This window comes from Acetobacterium sp. K1/6 (assembly GCF_034438075.1).
In the GTDB taxonomy this organism is placed as follows: Bacteria; Bacillota; Clostridia; order Eubacteriales; family Eubacteriaceae; genus Acetobacterium; species Acetobacterium carbinolicum.
Window position 1 is genome coordinate 141,688 of the sequence record NZ_JAXQGA010000003.1, and the last position, 22,206, is coordinate 163,893.

At 47.5% G+C, this 22,206-nt stretch carries 21 protein-coding genes and 1 riboswitch; of the genes, 17 read left to right on the plus strand and 4 right to left on the minus strand.

The features are described from left to right. The first annotated feature begins 134 nt into the window (after positions 1-134). Positions 135-245: riboswitch (TPP riboswitch) on the plus strand. A 123-nt stretch (positions 246-368) separates the two neighbouring features. Genes cytX through thiD form a run of 5 tightly spaced genes read left to right on the plus strand, consistent with a single transcriptional unit; the run spans position 369 to position 4,452 of the window. Beyond that, complete coding sequence (gene cytX, locus U2P91_RS03750; protein WP_322519045.1) at positions 369-1,571, plus strand: putative hydroxymethylpyrimidine transporter CytX; 1,203 nt, start codon at positions 369-371, stop codon at positions 1,569-1,571. Further along, the gene (thiM, locus tag U2P91_RS03755; RefSeq protein WP_322519046.1) at positions 1,553-2,377 is read left to right on the plus strand and encodes a hydroxyethylthiazole kinase; all 825 of its coding nucleotides are present in this window, start codon (positions 1,553-1,555) and stop codon (positions 2,375-2,377) included. The genes cytX and thiM overlap by 19 nt, the downstream gene beginning before the upstream one ends. Beyond that, positions 2,364-3,002 (plus strand): thiamine phosphate synthase, encoded by a 639-nt coding sequence (thiE, locus tag U2P91_RS03760; RefSeq protein ID WP_322519047.1) that lies wholly within the window; start codon positions 2,364-2,366, stop codon positions 3,000-3,002. The genes thiM and thiE overlap by 14 nt, the downstream gene beginning before the upstream one ends. Further along, entirely contained in the window at positions 2,999-3,655 is a 657-nt protein-coding gene (locus tag U2P91_RS03765; protein WP_322519048.1) for an HAD family phosphatase, read from the plus strand. Before thiE ends, U2P91_RS03765 begins: the two co-directional genes overlap by 4 nt. After that, on the plus strand, positions 3,652-4,452 hold the full coding sequence (thiD, locus tag U2P91_RS03770; protein ID WP_026394179.1) for a bifunctional hydroxymethylpyrimidine kinase/phosphomethylpyrimidine kinase: 801 nt from the start codon (positions 3,652-3,654) through the stop codon (positions 4,450-4,452). Before U2P91_RS03765 ends, thiD begins: the two co-directional genes overlap by 4 nt. Before the next feature lie 110 nt (positions 4,453-4,562). On the opposite strand, the gene U2P91_RS03775 is transcribed toward thiD, so the two are convergent. Beyond that, a complete protein-coding gene (locus U2P91_RS03775) occupies positions 4,563-7,016 on the minus strand; it encodes an HD domain-containing phosphohydrolase (RefSeq protein WP_322519049.1) in 2,454 nt (817 codons plus the stop codon). 217 nt (positions 7,017-7,233) lie between these two features. Between U2P91_RS03775 and U2P91_RS03780 the strand changes: the two genes are divergently transcribed. From U2P91_RS03780 to U2P91_RS03800, 5 genes are read left to right on the plus strand one after another with little or no spacing between them, the layout of a single operon-like run. Next, entirely contained in the window at positions 7,234-7,671 is a 438-nt protein-coding gene (locus tag U2P91_RS03780) for a Fur family transcriptional regulator (RefSeq protein WP_322519050.1), read from the plus strand. Beyond that, positions 7,671-8,666 carry a metal ABC transporter substrate-binding protein gene (locus U2P91_RS03785; protein ID WP_322519051.1) on the plus strand — a complete coding sequence of 332 codons (996 nt, stop codon included), beginning with the start codon at positions 7,671-7,673 and terminating at the stop codon, positions 8,664-8,666. Before U2P91_RS03780 ends, U2P91_RS03785 begins: the two co-directional genes overlap by 1 nt. Continuing rightward, positions 8,663-9,370, plus strand: a complete 708-nt coding sequence (locus tag U2P91_RS03790) for a metal ABC transporter ATP-binding protein (RefSeq protein ID WP_322519052.1) — start codon at positions 8,663-8,665, stop codon at positions 9,368-9,370. The genes U2P91_RS03785 and U2P91_RS03790 overlap by 4 nt, the downstream gene beginning before the upstream one ends. Beyond that, positions 9,363-10,187, plus strand: a complete 825-nt coding sequence (locus U2P91_RS03795) for a metal ABC transporter permease (protein WP_322519053.1) — start codon at positions 9,363-9,365, stop codon at positions 10,185-10,187. Before U2P91_RS03790 ends, U2P91_RS03795 begins: the two co-directional genes overlap by 8 nt. Before the next feature lie 54 nt (positions 10,188-10,241). Next, complete coding sequence (locus U2P91_RS03800; RefSeq protein WP_322519054.1) at positions 10,242-11,288, plus strand: DMT family transporter; 1,047 nt, start codon at positions 10,242-10,244, stop codon at positions 11,286-11,288. Positions 11,289-11,402: 114 nt separating this feature from the next. Here the strand turns inward: U2P91_RS03800 and U2P91_RS03805 are convergent, their stop codons facing one another. After that, positions 11,403-12,062: a TetR/AcrR family transcriptional regulator gene (locus tag U2P91_RS03805; RefSeq protein WP_026394173.1), complete on the minus strand. Its 660-nt coding sequence runs from the start codon at positions 12,060-12,062 to the stop codon at positions 11,403-11,405. 348 nt (positions 12,063-12,410) lie between these two features. Here U2P91_RS03805 and U2P91_RS03810 point away from each other — a divergent pair, with 348 nt between their 5' ends. The 3 genes from U2P91_RS03810 (at position 12,411) to U2P91_RS03820 (ending at position 14,951) form a co-directional block, all read left to right on the plus strand. Further along, complete coding sequence (locus tag U2P91_RS03810; RefSeq protein ID WP_322519055.1) at positions 12,411-13,208, plus strand: methyltetrahydrofolate cobalamin methyltransferase; 798 nt, start codon at positions 12,411-12,413, stop codon at positions 13,206-13,208. A gap of 81 nt (positions 13,209-13,289) precedes the next feature. Continuing rightward, complete coding sequence (locus U2P91_RS03815) at positions 13,290-13,919, plus strand: corrinoid protein (RefSeq protein ID WP_026394171.1); 630 nt, start codon at positions 13,290-13,292, stop codon at positions 13,917-13,919. A gap of 54 nt (positions 13,920-13,973) precedes the next feature. Then, a complete protein-coding gene (locus tag U2P91_RS03820; RefSeq protein ID WP_322519056.1) occupies positions 13,974-14,951 on the plus strand; it encodes a uroporphyrinogen decarboxylase family protein in 978 nt (325 codons plus the stop codon). Positions 14,952-14,987: 36 nt separating this feature from the next. On the opposite strand, the gene pdxT is transcribed toward U2P91_RS03820, so the two are convergent. Together pdxT and pdxS are read right to left on the minus strand one after the other, a co-directional pair. Next, positions 14,988-15,578, minus strand: a complete 591-nt coding sequence (gene pdxT, locus U2P91_RS03825) for a pyridoxal 5'-phosphate synthase glutaminase subunit PdxT (protein ID WP_322519128.1) — start codon at positions 15,576-15,578, stop codon at positions 14,988-14,990. Between the two features lie 5 nt (positions 15,579-15,583). Next, positions 15,584-16,456, minus strand: a complete 873-nt coding sequence (gene pdxS / locus U2P91_RS03830; protein ID WP_322519057.1) for a pyridoxal 5'-phosphate synthase lyase subunit PdxS — start codon at positions 16,454-16,456, stop codon at positions 15,584-15,586. A 237-nt stretch (positions 16,457-16,693) separates the two neighbouring features. Between pdxS and U2P91_RS03835 the strand changes: the two genes are divergently transcribed. The 4 genes from U2P91_RS03835 to U2P91_RS03850 all read left to right on the plus strand — a co-directional run bounded on the left by U2P91_RS03835 (position 16,694) and on the right by U2P91_RS03850 (position 22,200). Beyond that, positions 16,694-19,528, plus strand: coding sequence for a cation-transporting P-type ATPase (locus U2P91_RS03835; protein ID WP_322519058.1), 2,835 nt, complete (start codon positions 16,694-16,696; stop codon positions 19,526-19,528). Between the two features lie 28 nt (positions 19,529-19,556). After that, complete coding sequence (locus U2P91_RS03840; RefSeq protein ID WP_322519059.1) at positions 19,557-20,207, plus strand: TrkA family potassium uptake protein; 651 nt, start codon at positions 19,557-19,559, stop codon at positions 20,205-20,207. A gap of 17 nt (positions 20,208-20,224) precedes the next feature. Then, positions 20,225-20,893: a TrkA family potassium uptake protein gene (locus U2P91_RS03845; protein WP_322519060.1), complete on the plus strand. Its 669-nt coding sequence runs from the start codon at positions 20,225-20,227 to the stop codon at positions 20,891-20,893. 185 nt (positions 20,894-21,078) lie between these two features. Continuing rightward, on the plus strand, positions 21,079-22,200 hold the full coding sequence (locus U2P91_RS03850) for an HD-GYP domain-containing protein (protein WP_322519061.1): 1,122 nt from the start codon (positions 21,079-21,081) through the stop codon (positions 22,198-22,200). Positions 22,201-22,206: the final 6 nt, after the last annotated feature.

Below are 22,206 nucleotides of genomic sequence, written 5' to 3' on the forward strand. Positions count from 1 at the left end.
CCTGAACCTTTAGCGAAACTTTGAAAGAGGTTAAGTTTAAGTTAAATTAAGATTGCACCGGGGCCAATTCAATAAGGCATTTCAGTCCATAACACCGTTGACAAAAATCAGACGGTATGATAATCTTTATCACAATTAAAGAGTTGGGGAGCTTATGCATATAGGCTGAGAGGAAGTAAATCGCTGCTTCGACCCATGCACCTGATACGGATAATGCCGGCGTAGGAAACCCATGTCAATCTACTGTGCATTCGTGCACAGTTTTTTTGTATAAAAAATTGGCATAATGCAGAAATATGCAGTATACGGATTTATTCCTCAAACGTTTTAATGTAATCGGTGCAGTCTTAAAACGAAAGGAATATACTATGCAAAATGAAAACAAACTGTCAAACCGGAGTCTGAGTCTGTTATGGTTTGGAGCGGCTATTTCCATTGCCGAAGTCATGACAGGAACACTGATTGCACCATTGGGTCTGAAGGATGGGATGATGGCCATTATCATTGGCCACATCATTGGAACCCTGATTCTTTTTCTAGCCGGGGTCATTGGGTCACAAAGTAAACTGGCGTCGATTGAGTCGTCCCGTATTTCCTTTGGGAAATACGGATCTTACTTTTTTTCGGTCATGAATATCCTCCAGCTGATTGGGTGGACGGCAGTGATGGTGATTACCGCGGCAAAAGCCATCGACGGGGTTACCCTCAATGTCTTTAACTACCAAAACACAATGCTCTGGTGCCTTATCATTGGCGTTGTCATCACTGGGTGGGTCCTGGCCGGATTTAAAAATATCGAAAAACTCAATTTTGTCGCAGTGGGGCTGCTTTTCGTTGGTTCCATTATCTTGAGTTTTCAGATTTTCGGTGGGGCGGCCAGCAGCTCGACAGTTGAAGGAACGATGACATTTGGGGGCGCGGTCGAGCTTAGTGCGATCATGCCGATATCATGGTTGCCGCTGATTGCTGATTATACCCGGTTTTCAGAGCGGAAAAAGTCAGGTGTCATGGTTAGTTCGGTTAGCTACTTTATCGGCAGCTGCTGGATGTATATCATCGGTTTGGGTGCCGCCCTTTATGTGGGTACCACAGATATTTTTGTCTTATTGACGGCCATGGGGCTTGGGGTAGTGGCTCTGATTATCATTCTTTTTTCCACCGTCACAACGGCCTTTCTGGATGTTTATTCGGCCGGAATCAGCTTTATCAACATAACCTCAAAGGTCAAAGAAAAAACCGTGGTTCTGGCAACCTGTGCGATCGGCGTTATCCTAGCGATGATCACCCCGATTGAGCAATATCAGGATTTTTTATATTTGATTGGGTCGGTGTTTGTGCCGCTGTTTGCGATTCTATTGACGGAATATTTTATCTTTAAGCAGGTCAGTCCCGATGAAAATAAGTTAATTGATCTAAAAAATGCCATAATCTGGATCGCCGGCGTATTGATTTATCGATACCTGATGGGATTTGACTTTCCCATTGGAGTCACCCTGCCGGCAATGGTTCTGATTGCCATCTTGTGCATATTAGTAGAAAAAGGGAGAGTATTATGTTCGAAAAAATCTTAACAACTATCAGTAACCAGCCGCCGCTGGTCCATTCCATCACCAACTATGTAACCGTGAACGACTGCGCCAACATCGTGCTGGCCTGTGGTGGGGCACCGATTATGGCTGACGATATCAATGAGGTGGAAGAAATTATTGCCATCTGCAACGCCCTGGTGATTAATATCGGCACCCTTAACGAGCGGACGGTGGCAGCGATGATTAAGGCCGGGAAAAAAGCCAACAGTCTCGGCCGGCCGGTGATTCTCGATCCGGTCGGCGCTGGTGCCTCGACGCTACGGACGAACACGGTCTTTAAGCTGTTAAAGGAAGTTCAGTTCAGCGTGATCCGCGGCAATGTCTCGGAAATTAAAACCATCGATCAGGGCAGCGGTACCACCAAAGGGGTCGATGCTGATATCAGCGATGCAGTGAACGAAGAAAATCTCGATCAGATGGTTGTCTTTGCCAAAGCCCTCAGCGCCAAAACCGGGGCTGTCATTGCCATCACCGGCGCCATCGACATTGTCGCCGATCGCCACAAAGCCCTGGTGATTCGTAACGGTCATCCAATGATGTCCCGGATTACCGGCACCGGCTGCATGCTGACCACGGTCATTGGTAGTTATTGCGGGGCCAATCCCGATGAATTGCTGCTGGCGACCGCTGCCGCAGTTAGTTGTCTGGGTTTGTGCGGGGAGCTGGCCTTTGCCAAGGTTCAGGCTCATGAGGCCGGCACAGCATCTTTTCGCACCTATCTCATCGATGCCATGAGTCGGATGAATAGCCAAACATTGGAAGGAGGGATGAAGGTTGAAACTCGATAAAAATACGATGCTGCTCTATGCGGTGACTGATCGAACCTGGCTGGGCGACCGGAGCCTGGCCGATCAGGTTGAAGACACCTTAAAAGGGGGCGCGACCTTTATCCAGCTGCGGGAAAAGGAGTTTGATTTTGATGACTTTGTCAAGGAAGCCCAGGCGATCAAAAAATTAACCGATGCCTACAAAATCCCCTTTGTCATTAATGATGACGTCGAAGTGGCCCTGGCGGTGGACGCCGATGGGGTTCATGTCGGTCAGGACGATATCGATGCGGGGGAATTGCGAAAGCGGATTGGCGATAAAATTATCGGCGTTTCGGCGGATACGGTGGAACTGGCCTTAAAAGCTGAAGCCGATGGCGCCGACTATATCGGGGTGGGGGCCATCTATTCCACCGCCACCAAAATGGATGCCGAGGTAGTGGCGTTTGAAACGATTGCGGCCATCTGTCAGGCGGTATCAATTCCGGTGGTGGCCATCGGCGGGCTTAATGAAACCAATATTCACACCTTAACAGGAACCGGGGTGGATGGGGTGGCCCTGGTATCGGCCATCTTTGCGAAAGCGGATATCATCAGTGCGACCCAGGAACTGAGATCTTTATCCGAGGCGATGACACGATCATGAACCAGGCAATTACGAATGTGGAAGGGATGATCTTTGATCTGGACGGGACCTTGATTGATTCGATGCCGGCCTGGGAAAATATCGGCAGTGATTTTTTAAAAAAACACGGGATTGCTCCTCCGGATGATTTAAATGAGACCATTAAAACCATGAGTTTTGCCGAATCGGCCCGCTATTTTATTGAGTTTTACGGGGTCGCCATGACCGAAGAGCAGGTCGGCGATGAAATCAACGGCATGATTCGGGAAAACTACGCCAGACATATTGCCCTAAAACCCTTTGTCAAGGAAGCCCTGGATCAATATTTGAAGCAGGGCATAAAAATGGGGATCTTAACCGCTACCCACAAGACCCTGACCGAATTGGTACTGCGCCGTTTTGGCCTGCAGAACCATTTTGAATTCATTCTTACTTCCGGGATGACCGGTCTGCCTAAAAGTCAGCCGGAGATTTATCATCAGGCGGTGGCACAGCTGCAATTGCCGGCCCAGCGGATTACCATTTTTGAAGATTCCCTGTATTGCATCAAGGCGGCTAGAGAAACGGGCTGTCATATTATCGGTGTTTTTGATGAAGCTTCAAAAGAAGATTGGGAAGCGATCAAAAGAAGTTCGGATTCCGTCATTATGAGTTTTAAGGAGTTGCTACGATGAAAAAGGTCTTATCAATCGCCGGGTCGGATTGCAGCGGCGGAGCCGGTATCCAGGCCGATATAAAAACGATTATGGCCCATGGCAGTTATGCAATGACGGTGATCACTGTGTTAACGGCGCAAAATACCACTGGAGTTTACGGAATTTCTGAAGTTATGCCTGACTTTGTGAAAAATCAGCTGGATTGCGTCTTTACCGATATTTTTCCCGACGCCGTTAAAATCGGCATGGTTTACAACGCTGCGATTATTGCAAGTATTGCCAATCAACTAAAACAGCACCAGGCCAGCAACATTGTCCTGGATCCAGTGATGGTAGCCACCAGCGGCGGCCGACTGTTGAGTGATGATAGCATCGAAAGTTTAAAAACAGAGTTGATGCCCCTGGCCGACCTGATTACCCCCAATATTCCCGAGGCCGAATGTCTGTGTGGATTTGGCATTCATTCCCGGTTGGATATGGTCAGAGCCGCTAAAAAAATCGCGGCAACCTATGCTGGCAGTATTCTGATCAAGGGCGGCCATCTGTTTGAAAGTGCCGATGATTTTCTGCTGATTCAAAATCACACAGGCAGCGAAGAAGTCTGGTTTCCCGGTGTGAAAATTGATAATCCCAACACCCATGGCACCGGCTGTACCCTGTCCGCGGCGATTGCCTGCAATCTGGCCGCCGGTGCTGAAATGAAAGCGGCGGTGAAAAAGGCCAAGGATTACGTGTCCGGAGCATTGGCCGCCAATTTGGATCTGGGCCATGGCAGCGGGCCCCTGGATCATGGTTTTCAGGTGACCCGGAGATAAGCAAAACCGAAAGTAAGAAAAGGCGAGGTGCAAGCCAAGTCGTCAGTCAGATCAGAAAAGCCAATTGATTCCCAACCAGGTGTTTTAACCATTGGGTAATCAATTGGCTTTTAAGATGGTGGCCATTCTTGCTGCAGCACTTTCTCGACAAAGAGGCGGGCCAGATTTTCATCAAATTGAAGGCCGGCGCATTTTTTGATTTCTTTAATCGCTTCGGCTTCGGTCAGAGCCCGACAATAGGGGCGCTCGGTGGTCATCGTACAATAGGCATCGGCAATGGCAATAATCCGACCCTGCAGGGATATTTCATCAGCTTTGAGCCCTTTAGGATAGCCTTGCCCGTCCCAGCGCTCATGGTGTTCAAGGACAAATTTGGCAATTTCAGCCAGTTCATTGACGGAGCGGAGAATATGGTAGCCGATTTCGGGATGACGTTTGATCTCTGCCCATTCGCTTTCGCTGAGTTTTTCAGACTTGGTTAAAATCGCTTCATCAATGGCAATTTCGCCAATATCATGGCGCAAACCGGCCAGACCAAGCTGGTTGATGGCTTCAGTGTCAAAGTCGAGAGTCCGGGCCAGGGCCTGACAGTATTCACTGACCGCTTGGGAATGAATGACCTCCTGGTGGTTACGTTCGTAAATGGAATTGACAATCAAGTCAATGGTGGCCCGTTTGATGCTGGGGCTGATGATCAATTTATGCTGATACATGGCATCTTCGGCTCGTTTAAAAACATCGTTCAGATCGTCATGAGGATCTTCTTTGAGGGCAAAACCCATCGAAACCGATAAAATAGTGTGGTCAATTTGAACCTGGGAAACGGCAACATTGAGTCGCTTTACAATACTCTCGACACTTTGCTGATCCGTGTGCGAGAACAAAACCACAAACTCATCGCCACCAACCCGGGAAGCGATTTCATCATGACGGCACTCTTTTTTCAAAATTTCAGCAAACTCCTTTAAGACTTTGTCGCCCATTTGGTGGCCGTAGGCATCATTGATCAGCTTAAGTCCATTAACATCAGCCATAATCAAAGCAATCGGCAGGTTTCGCGGGGCATCGAGACGAAGTAGTTCTTCTTCGTAGAAACGGCGGTTGTAAAGCCCCGTTAATTGATCGTGGTAGCTTAGGTAAAGAACCGCTTCTTCGGCCTGTTTTCTTTTGTCAATGTTACGGCTGACGCCAACCAGTTCAATATCACCGCTGACATGATAGCGGTATTTGGTGGAAACCTCAACCCAGATAAGCCGTCCATCTTGGCAGGGTTGCTGTATTTCAATCAGATAGGTATTAGGGGCATCAGGGTTGGCGATAAAGGCGTTGACATTTTTTTTCAGCTCCGCCCGGACCCGTTGAAGTGATTCGCCTGTCATCGAGACCTCCAGATTTTCGGCGATAGCTTCCTCGGGGGTAAGGCCTCTCAACTGAAAAATAGCGGGACTCATGTAGGTGAATTTATTCTGGCTAAGATTAAAAAGCCAAATCACATCAGAGGCGAATTCAGTCAGAAAGCGGTACTTTTCTTCACTTTTGATCAGGGCGGCCTCGGCGTTTTTCCGGTCGGTAATGTCATTGATAATACTGATGATATGGGGCGTATTATTCATTTGGATGATTTTGGCAGACATGGCACAAATTCGGATTTCCTTATCTTTATTTCTGAAATTCAATTCAAAATCATCAATCGACTGGTTGGCAGTGATCTCCTCGAGAAGTTTTTCCCGATCGGCGGGGTTTTCATAAAGATTAAGGTCCAATACGCTCTTATTCTGAACGTCTTCCTGGCTGAAGCCGGTAAAATTCAGAAAGCCGAGGTTGAAATTCACGATTTTGCCGTCCGGTAAGGTTGTGATCAGGCTGGCATCGGGACTGAGATTAAAGATTTGTTCAAATTGTTCTTTGGCTGAGCGGATCTCCGAACTGACCCGTTCATTGACCATTATAATAAAGGTAAAGGTGACAATAATATTGGCGATAAAGGCTCCGGTAAAAGAAATAATCTGAAAAAGTGATGGCGACAGGGCATTGTCGAGCGGTGGCGAAAATAATCCGTGGACAGCTCTCACAACAGCAAAAACTCCGGTTGTGGCGAATAATAAGAAAAGCAACTGGATTTGTCGTGGTATCAGGGCGTTTTTATGGTTATTCAGGGTTTGGGCACTCAACAGAGAAATCAGACCAATCGACAGATTAATCGCGAAAATTCGTGCCGAAATCGAGTCGAAAATAAACTGAAAATAGATCAGAGCGAAGAGGCAAAATCCGAAAATAATCGGCGGAAACCATCTGTTTTCGGGCAGCTCTAAAAAACGAACCAGGCCCATATACTGAAAAATCAGCGCCAGTAGCAAGAGTGCATTACCGATAACAACGGTGAACAGATCATTGAAATTGTTACCTTGAAGCATAACAAAAAGAAACCCCAGGGCATAAAAGGAGCAGCTGACTCCAAAGTGATCAACACCGGGATATTTAGACGAAAGCAGGAGTATAAAAATAGCCTGAAAAATACTGGAAAGGACTAATATCAGGGCTATCGTAGCGAGATCGATATTCATGGGTGCCTCTCATAAGGTGACAATTAATAACCTGAAAAAAATTGCGGTCCACATTTTAAGAAACGATAAACTATGGTTATTATATCCCGATTTGCAAGAAAAAAACATAAATAAAAAAAAAGAGCAATATGAAAATGATTTTCAAATTACTTTGACAGATCAGTGTTTTTGAGGTAATATGAAAATGATTTTCAAATTCATTTAAGCGGGGGATAAAATGGGAAAACCGTCTTACTATAAAACAAAGCAACAGGATACGATCCTGAAATATTTAATAGCAAAAAAAAATCAGCATATTACCGTCAATATGATTGCTGAATTTTTAGAAAAGCAGGGCACGCCAGTGGGAGTAACCACCATTTATCGACATCTTGATAAGCTGGTGGAGCAGGGTGAGCTGCAAAAGTACATCATCGATGGGGTAACCAGCGCCTGTTTTCAGTATATTGGCGAAGAAGCCCATTGCCATGAGCATTTTCATCTGAAATGCGAGCATTGCGGAACCCTGATTCATCTGGACTGTGGTTATATGAAGGATCTTTACACCCATGTATTGAACCACCACGCCTTTGACATCAATACATTCAAAACAGTTTTTTATGGATTATGTAAAAGTTGTTCAGCTCATGAAAAAAACGATCAGGAGGCCTTGTGATGAAAAAGATAGGTGTTGTTTTAGTGGCGCTGCTGATTTTGGCAGTGGGCGTAACCGGTTGTACCAAAAATACGGCGGCCAAAAACGCCGATAGCTCCGGAAAAATTAGTATTGTTACGACTATTTTTCCGGTTTTTGATTTTGCCAGAGCCATTGCCGGGGATCAGGCCGATTTGACGATGCTGGTAAAACCAGCCGCGGAAGTTCATTCCTATGATCCCTCCCCGGCTGATATTATCAAAATTCAGGATGCCGATGTGTTTATCTACATTGGCGGCGAAAACGATGCCTGGGTCAGCACGATTCTGGAGTCCATGGATACCAGTGATAAGAAAATTATTCGTCTGATGGATGCGGTTAAGCCGGTGGCAGAGGAAATCGTAGAAGGGATGGAGGCTGAAGAAGAGGAAGGGGACACAGAAACGATTCAAAAAGAAGCCAAACCAGCCGAGGCCGAAATTGAGTATGACGAACATATCTGGACAGCACCTAAAAATGCCATCTTGATGGTCAATGAAATCGCCGCCGCATTGGCCGAAGTGGATACCAAAAACGCCGTTACCTATACCAAAAATGCCGCCGCTTATACAGCGCAGATCCAGGCTGTGGATGATGAAATTGCCGGGATTGTGGCAGCCTCCACCAATAAGTTGCTGGTCTTTGGCGATCGCTTTCCGTTCCGATATTTTGTCGATGAATTCGGTCTGGAATATCAAGCGGCATTTCCTGGTTGTAGTACCGATACCGAGGCCAGTGCGGGAACTTTGGCCTATCTGATGAATACCATCAAGGAGCAGAACATTAAATATGTCTACTATATCGAGCTCAGCAATCACAATATTGCCAGGGCCATCAGTGAACAAACCGGAGCCCAGCAGCTGCAACTTCATTCGGCTCATAATGTCACAAAAGACGATTTTGAGGCTGGGGCAACCTACGTTTCAATTATGCAGCAAAATGCCGAAAATCTGCGAAAGGGGCTGACTAACCAATGAAATTAATTTCCTGTGAAGGGGTCACCATCGGATATGATGGGCAACGGGCCGTAAACAACGTCAGCTTTGATCTGGAGCAGGGCGACTATCTGTGTGTGGTGGGCGAAAACGGTTCGGGGAAAAGTACCCTGGTCAAAGGTCTATTGGGACTGATTAAACCTCAGGAGGGCAGCATTACCTTTGACGGTCTCGCCCCAAATGAAATTGGTTATCTACCGCAACAGACGGTGATTCAACGGGACTTTCCAGCCAGCGTTAGCGAGGTGGTGATCTCCGGCTGCCTCAATCGCCGGGGACTGTTGCCCTTCTACTCGCGCTTGGAAAAGGAACGGGCCGCGGCTAAGATGGAGCAGTTGAATATCACCGATATCAGAAAAAAATCCTATCGTGATTTATCGGGCGGCCAGCAGCAGCGGGTGCTGTTGGCCCGGGCACTTTGTGCCACCGAAAAATTGCTGCTGCTGGATGAGCCGGTGGCCGGATTGGATCCAATGATGACGGCTGATTTGTACCAGCTGGTCGCGGAACTCAATCAGAGCCAGGGAATCACCGTATTGATGGTCTCCCATGATTTGGATAGCGCCATCCGATACGGCAACAAAATTCTTCATATGAGAACCGCAACGGCCTTCTTCGGGTCAACCGCAGACTACCTGAAAACGGAAATGTGTCAGCAGATGATGGGGGCGCGTAAAAATGATTGAATTGCTGACTGAGCTATTATCTTACGCCTTTGTGGTCAGGGCCCTCATCGTTGGGGTTCTGGTGTCGCTGTGTGCGGCCCTTTTGGGGGTGAGTCTGGTGTTAAAACGCTACTCGATGATCGGCGACGGCTTGTCCCATGTCGGCTTTGGGGCCCTGGCCCTGGCCATGGCATTAAACCTGTCACCGCTGGAAGTGGCCATTCCGGTGGTGGCGGTGGCCGCTTTTGTGTTGTTGCGGATCAGCGAAAATAGCCGGATTAAAGGTGATGCCGCCATTGCTCTGATTTCCAGCAGTTCGCTGGCCATCGGGGTGATTATCATTTCCTACACATCGGGAATGAATGCCGATACCAGTAATTATATGTTTGGTAGCATTCTGGCGATGAGTGAAAGCGACGTGTTGCTCAGTGTCGGGGTTTCCGTAGTGGTTATCCTGTTGTATGTGTTGTTTTACAACAAGATTTTTGCCGTTACCTTCGACGAAAGTTTTACCCGGGCAACCGGTACCAATGCTGGCCGCTACAATACCCTGATTGCCCTGTTAACGGCGCTGACCATTGTGGTGGGGATGCGGATGATGGGCGCGTTGCTGATTTCCAGTCTGATTATCTTTCCGGCCCTGACGTCAATGCGTTTGTTTAAAACCTTTAAACAGGTGGTGATCAGTTCGGCTATTTTGTCGGTATGCTGCTTTGTAGTCGGTATTATCCTGTCCTTTATTTTCTCTTTTCCCACCGGTGCCAGCGTGGTGGTGATCAATTTATTGATGTTTGTCATCTTTTCGGCGATCGGACTGGTTAAGAAAGCGATAGCTTAGCTAGCTTGTCGTAAAATAACAACAGAAAACTCAGAAGCGGAGGTTCAATCATTTATGAAGAAAAATGCTGCGGTCGTGTATGCAGTCTTGGCAGCCCTGCTATTTGGGATTAATGCCCCCTTTTCTAAGCTGTTGCTCAACAAAATCCACCCCTTATTTCTGGCGGCACTATTATATCTGGGCGCAGGGCTGGGCATGACGGTGCTGACGGTTCTAAACAAAACCCGGCGGACCGCGACTACAGAAGCCAGACTCACCCAAAAAGAAATGCCCTCAGTTATTATGATGATTTTACTGGATATCGCGGCACCGATTTTTCTATTGCTGGGGATCAGTCTGACTAACTCCAGTACCGCGGCCTTATTAGGAAATTTTGAAATTGCGGCGACCGCAGTGATTGCCATGATTTTTTTTAAAGAAGCGATTGGCAAACGGATGTGGATGGCCATTATATTGATCTCTCTGGCCAGTATCATTCTGACGGTTAGCGATGTTGCGGCGATTAACTTATCGATGGGGGCGGTTTTCGTGATGCTGTCCTGTGTTTGCTGGGGTTTGGAGAATAACTGCACCCGGAATCTATCGATTAAAGATCCGGTGCAGGTGGTTATCCTGAAAGGCTTTGGATCGGGACTAGGGGCTTTGCTGATTGCCATGATCTGGGGCGACCTGTCCGGCTCGTTACTTTATATTAGCCTGGCTATGTCCTTAGGTTTTGTGGCCTATGGCCTGAGCATTTTTTTCTATGTCAAAGCCCAACGGGGACTGGGAGCCGCCCGAACCAGTGCCTATTATGCGGCAGCCCCTTTTATGGGAGTGCTGATATCCTGGCTGGTACTTAAGGAACCCATTACTTTTTCGTTTTTAATAGCCTTGGCCATCATGGTTCTGGGGACCTGGCTGGCGCTATCGGAAAATCACGAACATGATCACATCCATCTTGAGGAGACCCACGATCATAGTCATAACCACGATGATGCACACCATCTTCATGCGGATCATCCGCCGGTTACCGGTGAGCATTGTCATGAACATACCCACAAAAATACGGTTCACAGTCACTGCCATCTGCCGGACGTTCACCATCGGCATATGCATTGACATATACATTGAGATGAACGATTATTGCTATATACGAAAAAAGAACTTAGTCCGCGCTGATCATAACAGTGCGACTAAGTTCTTTTTTGTAATCAGCTAATATAAATAACGAGATTAGATAACCTGAAAATAAGGCTTGATTTCAAAAGGGATCAATTGTAAAACCCGTTTGCTTTCGTCAATGATTTCATCAATTCGGCTTTCATCAATATGCATCAGGACAAAATGAAGGCTGGTCAGGTAATCCAGACATTCTTCCTGAGAACAGTCAAACTCGCCATTGGCATAGGCTAATTTTACCGATAATGAGGAAGCCATGGCAGATCGGGCAATCATCGATATTTCATCAGGACATCGTTTCAGTTTTAATTTGTATCGGCGGTCATGGATTTTATAAAGATGAACAACGCTTTGGGAAAAGGTATCTTCATGCTTTTCATCAGCATGTTCTTTAATAAAACGCATGACATTGGGATCACATAGATGCAGCATGTCATATAAACGGATTTCCACTGCGGTACTCACCTGCAAGTCGGCCGGCTGACCTTTGAAATATTCTAAATAGAGTCTAAAAGCAACCCTGTTCTTATGTTCGACCAGAAATTTTTCGGTCACTTCCCGGGCTAAATTAGATTTTGATTTAAAATAATAGGTGATTAAAGGCTTGGTAATCTCACAATCAGTGGCAATTTGATCTAAGTAGGTATTTTTATAACCTTGTTCGTAAAAAAGTTTTGTGGCAACCTGGATAATATTTTCTTTCTGATTTTTCATATCTGTCTCTCTTTGTTTTCGATGCTGTTATTGTATCGTTTAATCTTCTCGATATCAAGGCAAAACATCTGTGCTGAATAAAAATATTTTACCGGTAAAATTTATGTTGACAATTCGTAAAAATAGGACTATACTGCAATTACTTTACCGGTAAAATAAATAACGGTTCAGGGAACCTGGTGCGGGTAAGAATGCTGGCGATTAATCAGGCCAGCCGGAAAATGATGACAGCGTTGTCAGTTAATGACTGTAAACGATAATCATATCGGGTGATTGAGAATCAGAGAAAAGTGGCATTTAAACGAAGAATCGTTTCAAATATAAACAAGATCGAAAAGGAGAAAGAAAATGATAATTATTGGCGAAAAAATTAACGGTGCTATTCCCTCAACCGCGAAAGCGATAGCGGCAAAGGATGTCGAATTTATCCGGAACCTGGCGATTAAGCAGGCCGAAGCTGGGGCTAATTTCATCGACGTCTGTGCCTCAGTGGACGATGACATCGAACTGGAAACGATGAAATGGTTGATTGACACCGTTCAGGATGCTACTGACGTGCCGATTGCAGTGGACAGCCCCAATGTTTATACCTGCATTGAATCGATGAAATACTGCAACAAACCAGGACTGTTTAACTCCGTGTCATTAGAAGGGGACAAGGTCGATGTGGCCTTTAAGGTACTGGCCGATACCAAGTGGGAATGTGTGGCTTTGCTAAACAGTGACAAGGGCATCCCTAAAACCGCCAAGGATCGTCTGGAAGTGTTCACTGACTTAATGGCAAAATGCCAGGAATATAAGATTGACCCCTCCCGCATGCACATCGATCCCTTGATTGAAATGCTGTGCACCTCGGAAGATGGGATTACCATGGTCACCGAAGTCATTCGGGAAATCAAAAAGCAATATCCAACCATTCATGTCACCGGTGCCGTCAGCAACATTTCTTTCAATTTACCAGCCCGCCGGATTGCCAACCAGGCCTTTGCCGTTCTGGCCATGAGCGCCGGCATGGACAGCTTTATTCTCGATCCCCTGAACAAGGATATGATGGGAATGCTGTTTGCCACCGAAGCGATGATGGGTGAAGATGAATACTGCATGGAATATATCGGTGCTTTCCGGGAAGGCATTTTCGTAAAATAAGTTACAACCAAACCCGGCACTCACACAGGTTCCGGGTGATTAAAATAAAAATTAGTATAAAAATCAAAGGAGAAATTGAAAATGTCAAAAATTGAAGATGTAAAAGTATTGGTCGAAACCGGTAAATCAAAGAAGGTTGCCGCAGCCGTTCAGGAAGCTCTGGATGCCGGTGATAAAGCGCAGGATATTCTGGATGCAATGGTTGCCTCCATGGGCGTGGTCGGGGATAAATTCTCATCTGGAGAAATCTTTGTTCCAGAAATGTTAATTGCCGCCAAAGCGATGTCCAAAGGGGTAGAAGTGTTAAAACCAGTGATGGCCGGCGATGGCGCCAATTCACTGGGAACCTGTATCATGGGAACTGTAGCCGGCGATCTGCACGATATCGGTAAAAACCTGGTTGTGATGATGCTTGAAAGCGCTGGCTTTGATATGGTTGACCTGGGCGTTGACGTACCGGCAGACAAGTTTGTAGAAGCGGTAAAAGAAAATAATAATGTTGTATTAGTTGCTTGTTCTGGTCTGTTAACCACTACCATGCCAGCGTTAAAAGAAGCCGTTCAAACGATTAAAGCAGCTTATCCGGATATGAAGGTCATTGTTGGTGGGGCTCCGGTTACACCAGAGTACGCTACAGAAATCGGCGCCGATGGTTATGCACCGGATGCCGGTAGTGCTGCTGCTAAAGCCAAAGAACTGATTGGCGCTTAAGCCGCTACAAGAACAGTAACAATTATCCCAAATAAAGCATAAGAAGGAGAAGTTATGTTAACAATCAGAGAAAATTTGCTGGAAACAATGAAGGGTGGCAATCCGGATCGTTTTGTCAAACAATATGAATTTATTGATCTGATCATGGAAGTACCAACTGGTACAGAATTTAAATATGGTCAAACATGGAAAGATCATTGGGGTATTACCTGGCAATGGCCAGAAGGCCAGTTAGGCATGTTCCCGGTTCATCACGATGGCTTGGCGGTGATTCAGGATATTACCGAGTGGAAAAAAACCGTCAAAAAACCAGCCATTGCCACCTCAGACGAAGCCTGGGCGCCAGCGATTGCTCACGCCAATGCCGTTGACCGTAAAGAAAAGTTTGCGACGGCCTTTTTCGCACCAGGTCTCTTCGAAATGACCCATCACCTGATGGGCATGGAAAACGCCCTGATGGCCCTTTACGAAGAGCCAGAAGCAATGCAGGAACTGATTGACTATCTGACTGAATATGAATTGGAATTTGCCGCCGTGATGATGGAAAAATTGAAGCCGGAAGCCATTTTACATCATGATGACTGGGGCAGCCAGATTTCATCGTTCATCTCACCAGATATGTTTGAAGAATTCTTTGTGCCATCATACAAAAAAATCTACCAGTTCTATAAAGACAATGGCGTGGAATTGATTATCCACCATAGTGACTCCTATGCGGCTAATTTAGTGCCTTACATGATCGAAGTGGGCATTGATATCTGGCAGGGGGTTATGAACACCAATAATATTCCTGAACTGATCAAAGAGTACGGCGACAAGATCACCTTCATGGGCGGTCTCCACAGCGGTACCGTAGATTATCCCGGCTGGGAAAAAGAAGTGGTTAAAAAACAAGTTGAAGAAACCTGTAAAGCCAATGGCCACAAATATTTCATTCCTTGCCAGACATCTGGTCTGCCAATTGAGAATTTCGAAGGCGTCATCGCTTATATCGATGAGTGCATTGATGAAATGAGCAAAGAACTGTTTTAATCGTTAAAGTTATTACCGCAAAACCCTGTATCGCCATCAAGCGACACAGGGTTTTGCTTTTTGTTGAACTAAATTTAAAAAATACTGATGCACCGTCAGATCCGCGGTCAGCTCCGGGTGAAAGGAAGTCACTACCATGTTTCCCTGTCGGGCGGCCACAATATGATTGTCAACCCGAGCCAGAATGTTCACATCGACGCCGACGCTTTCGATATAGGGCGCCCGGATAAAAACCATCGGGATTTTTCCGCCGGCATCAAATTCAGCCTCCGTCTGAAAGCTGCCAAGCTGGCGGCCATAGGCGTTTCTGCGGGCTACCATATTCATTGTGTCAAAATGGATGGTGTCATCTTCGGCAATCTGGCCCGCCAGCAGAATCAGTCCGGCGCAGGTGCCCAGCACCGGCAGGTCAGCTTCAATGAGGTCTTTCAGGGGTTCAAAGAGCGCCAGCTCCTGCAACAGCTTGCCGATAACGGTGCTCTCGCCCCCGGGGAGAACCAGGCCATCCAGAGGATGGCTGGTCAGATCTGCGGGTTTTCTAATTTCAATGCAGTGAACACCCAATTGCTTCAAAGCGGTGATATGTTCGGAAAAAGCGCCCTGGACTGCTAATACACCAATGGTTATCGCCATTAGATGCCTCGTTGGGCCATCAATAAGTCAATTTCCTGCTCGTTGATACCAACCATCGCTTCGCCCAAATCTTCTGAGAGTTCAGCCAGCAGTTTGGCATCATTGTAATTAGTCACCGCTTTAACAATGGCTTGAGCCCGTTTGGCCGGATTGCCGGATTTGAAGATGCCGGAGCCGACAAAGACCCCTTCAGCCCCCAACTGCATCATCAGAGCCGCATCAGCCGGAGTGGCGATGCCGCCGGCAGCAAAGTTCACCACTGGTAGTTTGCCGGTTTCATTGACCAGCTGAACCAGCTCGTAAGGTACCTGCAGATCCTTGGCCACCTGGTAGAGTTCATCTGCTCTGGTGTTTTGAATCACACGGATCTGCTGGTTGATCAGGCGCATATGGCGAACCGCCTGAACCACGTCGCCGGTACCCGGTTCACCCTTGGTGCGAATCATCGCAGCACCTTCACTGATTCGTCGCAGGGCTTCACCCAGATCTTTGGCGCCGCAGACAAAGGGTACCGAAAAACCGGTTTTGTCGATATGGTAGGTATCATCGGCTGGCGACAGCACCTCGCTCTCATCAATATAATCTATTTCGATGGCTTCCAGGATCTGGGCTTCGGCAAAATGACCGATCCGCACCTTGGCCATCACTGGGATGGAAACCGCGGCCTGAATACTCTTGATCATCTTGGGATCACTCATCCGCGAAACCCCGCCGGCCGAGCGGATATCAGCGGGAATCCGTTCTAATGCCATCACGGCGCAGGCACCGGCTTCCTGGGCAATGCGGGCCTGCTCGGCCGTGGTAACATCCATAATTACCCCGCCTTTTAACATTTGGGCCAGGTTTTTGTTTAGTTCATAGCGATTATTCATTTAAGTATCTCCTCAATTTGATTTTCAGTTCTTCAATGTGGTTTGCATTCTTATTGTAATACAATTCTGATATCATTATAAGTATCAAAAAATACAAAAATGGCAGGATCAGAATGGAAAAATAAAAAATTGATTGGTAAGACAAAATAGTGGGTATACTGAAATAGAACGAAGTTTTGCTTTGGGCAAATTGCGAAAAAATTTAATTGTGCAAAAATGAAAAAAAGAGGGTGATTGATGATGCAGCAGACAGATGTTGAAGCGCTGGGAATAGGCTTAGAAAAACCCATCGAAAATTTATCGGTTGCTGATGTTTATAACGAGCTGAAAACAAGTGCCGAAGGTCTGACGTCTGAAGAAGCGACAGCACGCTTGGCACACTTTGGTGAGAACAGTATTCAAAAAAAGAAGGGCAAACCGCTGGTCTGGAAATTCCTGGCCAATTTTACCCACCTGATGGCGATCCTGTTATGGATTGGCGGTGTGGTGGCCCTGATTGCCCAGTTGCCTCAACTGGCGATTGCCATTTGGCTGGTTAATGTGATTAATGGACTATTCAGTTTTTGGCAGGAGTTTCAGGCCGAAAAAGCGGTTGAAGCGCTGGGACAACTGCTGCCGACCTATGCCCGGGTGGTCCGGGATGGTAAAGAAGTCAAAATTCTGGCCGAGGAACTGGTGCCCGGCGATCTGATTATTCTGGCCGAGGGCGACCGCATTTCGGCCGATAGCCGTCTGGTTGAGGACAATGATTTCAGAGCTGATCAGTCGATTCTGACCGGGGAATCCCATCCGGCCCATAAAACCAAAGATGTTGGTCAGCGTACCGACCTGGGCCGTTCGGAACAGCCCAACCTGATTTTTGCCGGAACCAATGCGGCTTCCGGCGCCTGTAAGGCGGTGGTATTTGCCACGGGCATGAATACCGAGTTCGGCAAAATTGCCGATCTGACCCAGAATATGGTGGAAGCACCCAGTCCGCTGCAGCTGGAAATGGGACGGATTACCCGGCTGGTTTCAGCCATGGCGATCAGCATGGGAGTGCTCTTTTTTGTGCTGGCAGTACTGCTTGCCCATGTCAACATTACCGAAAGTTTTATTTTTGCGATGGGGATGATTGTAGCCTTTATCCCGGAGGGCTTATTGCCAACCGTGACCTTATCCCTGGCCATGGGGGTCAAGCGGATGGCCAAACGCAATGCCTTAATCAAACGCTTATCGGCAGTTGAAACCCTGGGCTGCACCACGGTTATCTGTACCGATAAAACCGGAACCCTAACCCAGAATGAAATGACCGTTAGCGACTGTTGGATGGTCAATCAGCAGATTACGATAACCGGGGTTGGTTATGCCCCGGAAGGGGAACTGACATCGGACGAGACAGCGATTTCACTGGCCGAAAACCGCGATATGCGGACATTATTACGTGCTGCCAGTCTTTGCAATAATTCCCGGTTATTACCACCGTCCCCGGAAATAAACCATTGGAATATTCTCGGGGATCCTACCGAAGCCGCCCTGGTGGTGGCCGCCCGGAAGGGGAAAATTGATCTGGATGCGGAGCTTTCTCACAGCCCGCGGCTGCGGGAGCTGCCCTTTGAGTCCCATCGCAAGCGGATGAGTACCATACATCAGGTGTCCCGTGACATCTCGGATCTGGAAAAGCTGGCCTATATCAAAGGGGCGCCCAAAGAGGTGCTGGATTTGTGTACCCATTATCTCAAAGATGGTGAAGATGTGGTGATGGATGAGGATACCCGGAAAAAGGTGATGGCGGCCAATGATGACTATGCCCGCAAAGGACTTCGGGTTTTGGCGGTAGCGATGCGAATTCTCACTAAAGAGATGGGTTTGCCCGAGCGCCTCAGCGACTATACGCCTGATCATATTGAAAACAATATGACCTTTTTAGGGCTTACGGTGATGGCGGATCCGCCCCGGGTGGAAGTGGCAGCAGCGGTTAAAAAATGCCATCAAGCCGGGATAAAGATTATTATGATCACCGGTGATTATGGCTTAACAGCCGAAAGCATTGCCCGGCGGATCGGCATTATCGATAGTCCGCAGCCCCGGATTGTCACTGGCGTAGAGCTGGACGAAATCAATGACGAGGATCTTAAAAAAGCCCTAACCGGAGAGATTGTTTTTGCCCGGGTGGCACCGGAACAAAAACTGCGGGTGGTTACCGCCCTTCAGGAAATGGGCAATGTGGTGGCGGTCACCGGTGATGGCGTCAATGATTCGCCGGCTCTTAAAAAGGCCGACATCGGCATTGCCATGGGGATTTCCGGTACCGATGTGGCCAAGGAAGCCGCCGATATGATTCTCACCGACGATAATTTCGCCTCGATTGTCAATGCGGTGGAAGAAGGCCGGGGCGTATACAATAATATCCGTAAGTTTGCCACCTATATTTTAAACAGCAATGTTCCCGAGGCGGTGCCTTTTATTGTGTTTTTATTCGCCAAAGGCCAGATCCCGTTGCCGCTGACGGTGATGCAGATTCTGGCGGTGGATCTGGGCACCGATATGATCCCGGCCATCGCTTTGGGGGTTGAACTGCCAGAAGAAGGGGTAATGCAGCGTCCGCCAAGATCGCAGCAGGAACATTTGCTCAATCGGCCGCTGCTGATTCGCGCCTTTCTGTTCTATGGGATCATGGAGTCGGCCATTGCGATGTCAGCCTTTTTCTTCCTTTACTGGCAGAATGGCTGGCCGGGGATACCGATGGCAGACTCAGGCGTGATTTACCGGATGGCCACCACCATGACGTTGGGGGCGATTGTGGTTACCCAAATCGGGATTGTCTTCAATTGTCGAACCGAACGGGCCTCGGTATTCAAGGTAGGGCTGTTCAGCAACCATATGATCTTAATCGGAATCGTCTGTGAACTCACCGTTTTCAGCATTCTGATCTACACCCCGTTTTTACACGAGATCTTTAATACCGCCCCAATCGGCTTGATTGAATGGGCCTATCTGTTTATGTGGGTGCCGGTGGTGATTATTATTGACGAACTACGGAAGGCCTTCCTGCGAAACTGGGATAAACGACGTTTGGATACAAACAAATAAAACAGAGATTGAGAAAGGGGATAGCTAAATGAAAACCATTATAATCGGCTGTGGGCGAATCGGATCCGGTTTAGCTCTTAAACTGAATCAGAGTGCTCACGACATCACTGTCATTGATCAGGATCCACTGACCTTTAAACATTTGGGCGCCGGCTTTAAGGGAAAAACCATCGCCGGGGTAGGATTTGACCGGGATGTGCTGCTGGCCGCCGGTATTGAGCGGGCAGACTCGCTGGCCGCGGTGACCTCCAACGACGAGGCCAATGCCCTGACCGCCCGGATTGCCAGTCAGATTTTTGGGGTTCCCCGGGTCGTGTCAGCCCTTCATGAACCCCGTAAAGCAGAAATTTATCGGCGATTGGGACTGCAGGTTTTTGATCCGATGTCCTGGGGCGTAAACCGGGTGGCCGATCTGCTGAGTTTTGCACCGGTTAATGTGGCCATGAGTATTGGAAATGGTGATGTGGATATTATGGAAATTGAGATACCGGCCCTCTTGGTGGGCCGACGGGTCGGGGAACTGACGATTCCCGGTGAAGTCAGTGTGGTATCGATCAGTCGCGGGAACCGCTCGATTATACCGGTGCTTAATACGGTGTTTGAAAACCGCGATCTGGTCCATCTGGCTGTGGCCACGGCATCAGGCGAACGTCTTAAATCGCTGTTGGGATTAGGATAGAAAGGGGATATCAGACCATGAAAGTAATAATCGTAGGTGGCGGCAAGGTGGGCTGTTATCTGACATCGCTGCTGCAAAGCGGCGGCCATCAGGTTAAGCTCATAGAAATCCGAACCCATCAATTAGAACGGCTGGCATGTGATCTGCCCAAAGAGGTGCTGGTATTGGGGAGCGGCACCGACCCCAGTGTTCTGGAAGCGGCCGGGATCCGTTCGGCCGATGTGCTGGCGGTGGTGACTGGGGCTGATGAAACAAATCTGGTGGCAGCGACTATTGCCCGTCTGGAATATCAGGTGCCGCGAATTCTGGCGCGGATTAAAAATCCCAAAAATGCCTGGTTGTTTACCCCGGAAATGGGGGTCGATGTGGCATTGAACCAGGCCGAGCTGATGGCAACGCTGGTGGCTGAAGAAATGTCAGTAGGCGATATGATGACTCTGCTGAAGCTGAATCAGGGCCAGTTTTCATTGGTGGAAGAAAAGGTTCACCCGGAATCGCTGGCAGTAGGTAAGATGGTGAGAGCGCTGGGGTTGCCCACCGAATCTGTTTTAGTGGCAATTATCAGAAATGGCCAACTGCTTATTCCCCATGGTGATACCGAATTATTACCGGCCGATGAGGTACTGGCGATCATTCATGCCGCCGATCTTGAGGATCTGGCCCGGATATTGGGGCCAGCCCGCTGAGCCGGGCAATCTCATCTGGGCAGGCCCTGCAGGTATAGTAGGGAGAATTTTTATGGGGCCTTTTTTGTCATCCGCATGGGATTAAAAAATTATGTTTTATTCCCAAAATCAGGGGTAAAAACATATGAAAACTCGTTATTTAGTTATAAACTTAATATAATTTTGATACTTACGGAGAGGGAAGCATGAAAAAGCATGAAATTTCAATTGTCGACGACGAACCCATCAATCTGATGATCTTAAAAAAATTACTGAGTCCCTCTTTTTTGATTCGGGCCTATAAATCCGGAGCGGAGCTGCTTCAGGCGGTTGAAAAGGGAATCAAGCCGGATCTGATTCTGATGGATATTATGATGCCGGGGATGGACGGCTATCAAACCTTGTCGGAATTACGGAAAGACCCGGACAACCTAGCAATCCCGGTTATCTACATTTCGGCCCTGGATAGTCTGATTGATGAGGAAAAGGGCTTTCATCTGGGGGCAGTTGATTATATTATTAAACCATTTCGACCGGGGATTGTGTTGGCCAGAGTCAATGCCCACCTGGAACTGAAACAAGCCCGAGACCGGCTTAAAAATCAGAACGAATGGCTGGAAGCCGAGGTTCAACGACGAATGGTGGAAAATCAGATGATTCAGGATACAACGCTGAATGTTTTTGCCGAATTGGTTGAAACCCGGGATAATGATACCGCCAATCATGTTATGCGGACCCAGAACTATGTGCGGATTATCGCTGAGCGATTGCAAAAAAATGAGAAATTTAAAAACCATCTAGGCGATGAGGCCATTGAACGGATTGTTAAAGCGGCACCGCTTCATGATATTGGCAAGATTGGGATACCCGATGCGATCTTATTAAAGCCGGGAAAGCTCGACTATGAAGAATATGAGGTAATGAAAACCCATTGTAAAATCGGCGGAAATGCCATTCGTCTGGCCATTAATAAAACCTTGTCCGTGAACAAAACAGGTAATCAACAGGGCGAAATCACGGCACTGCACTTTTTGGAAGAGGCCGAGAAAATCATGAATTATCATCATGAACGATGGGATGGTAAAGGGTATCCAGAAGAATTGTATGGCGATGAAATTCCCATCTCAGCCAGAATTATGGCACTGGCTGATGTTTTTGATGCTCTCACCACGGTACGGCCTTACAAGAAAGCCTGGAGTATCGATGCGGTGATAGACTACATTTTAGAGCAGCGAGGCTTGCAGTTTGATCCGGATGTGGTGGAAGCCTTTGAAACCGAAATTATGGCCTTCAGACGGGTCATGAGTCAGGGGCAGGCCACGGACTAGTAATTA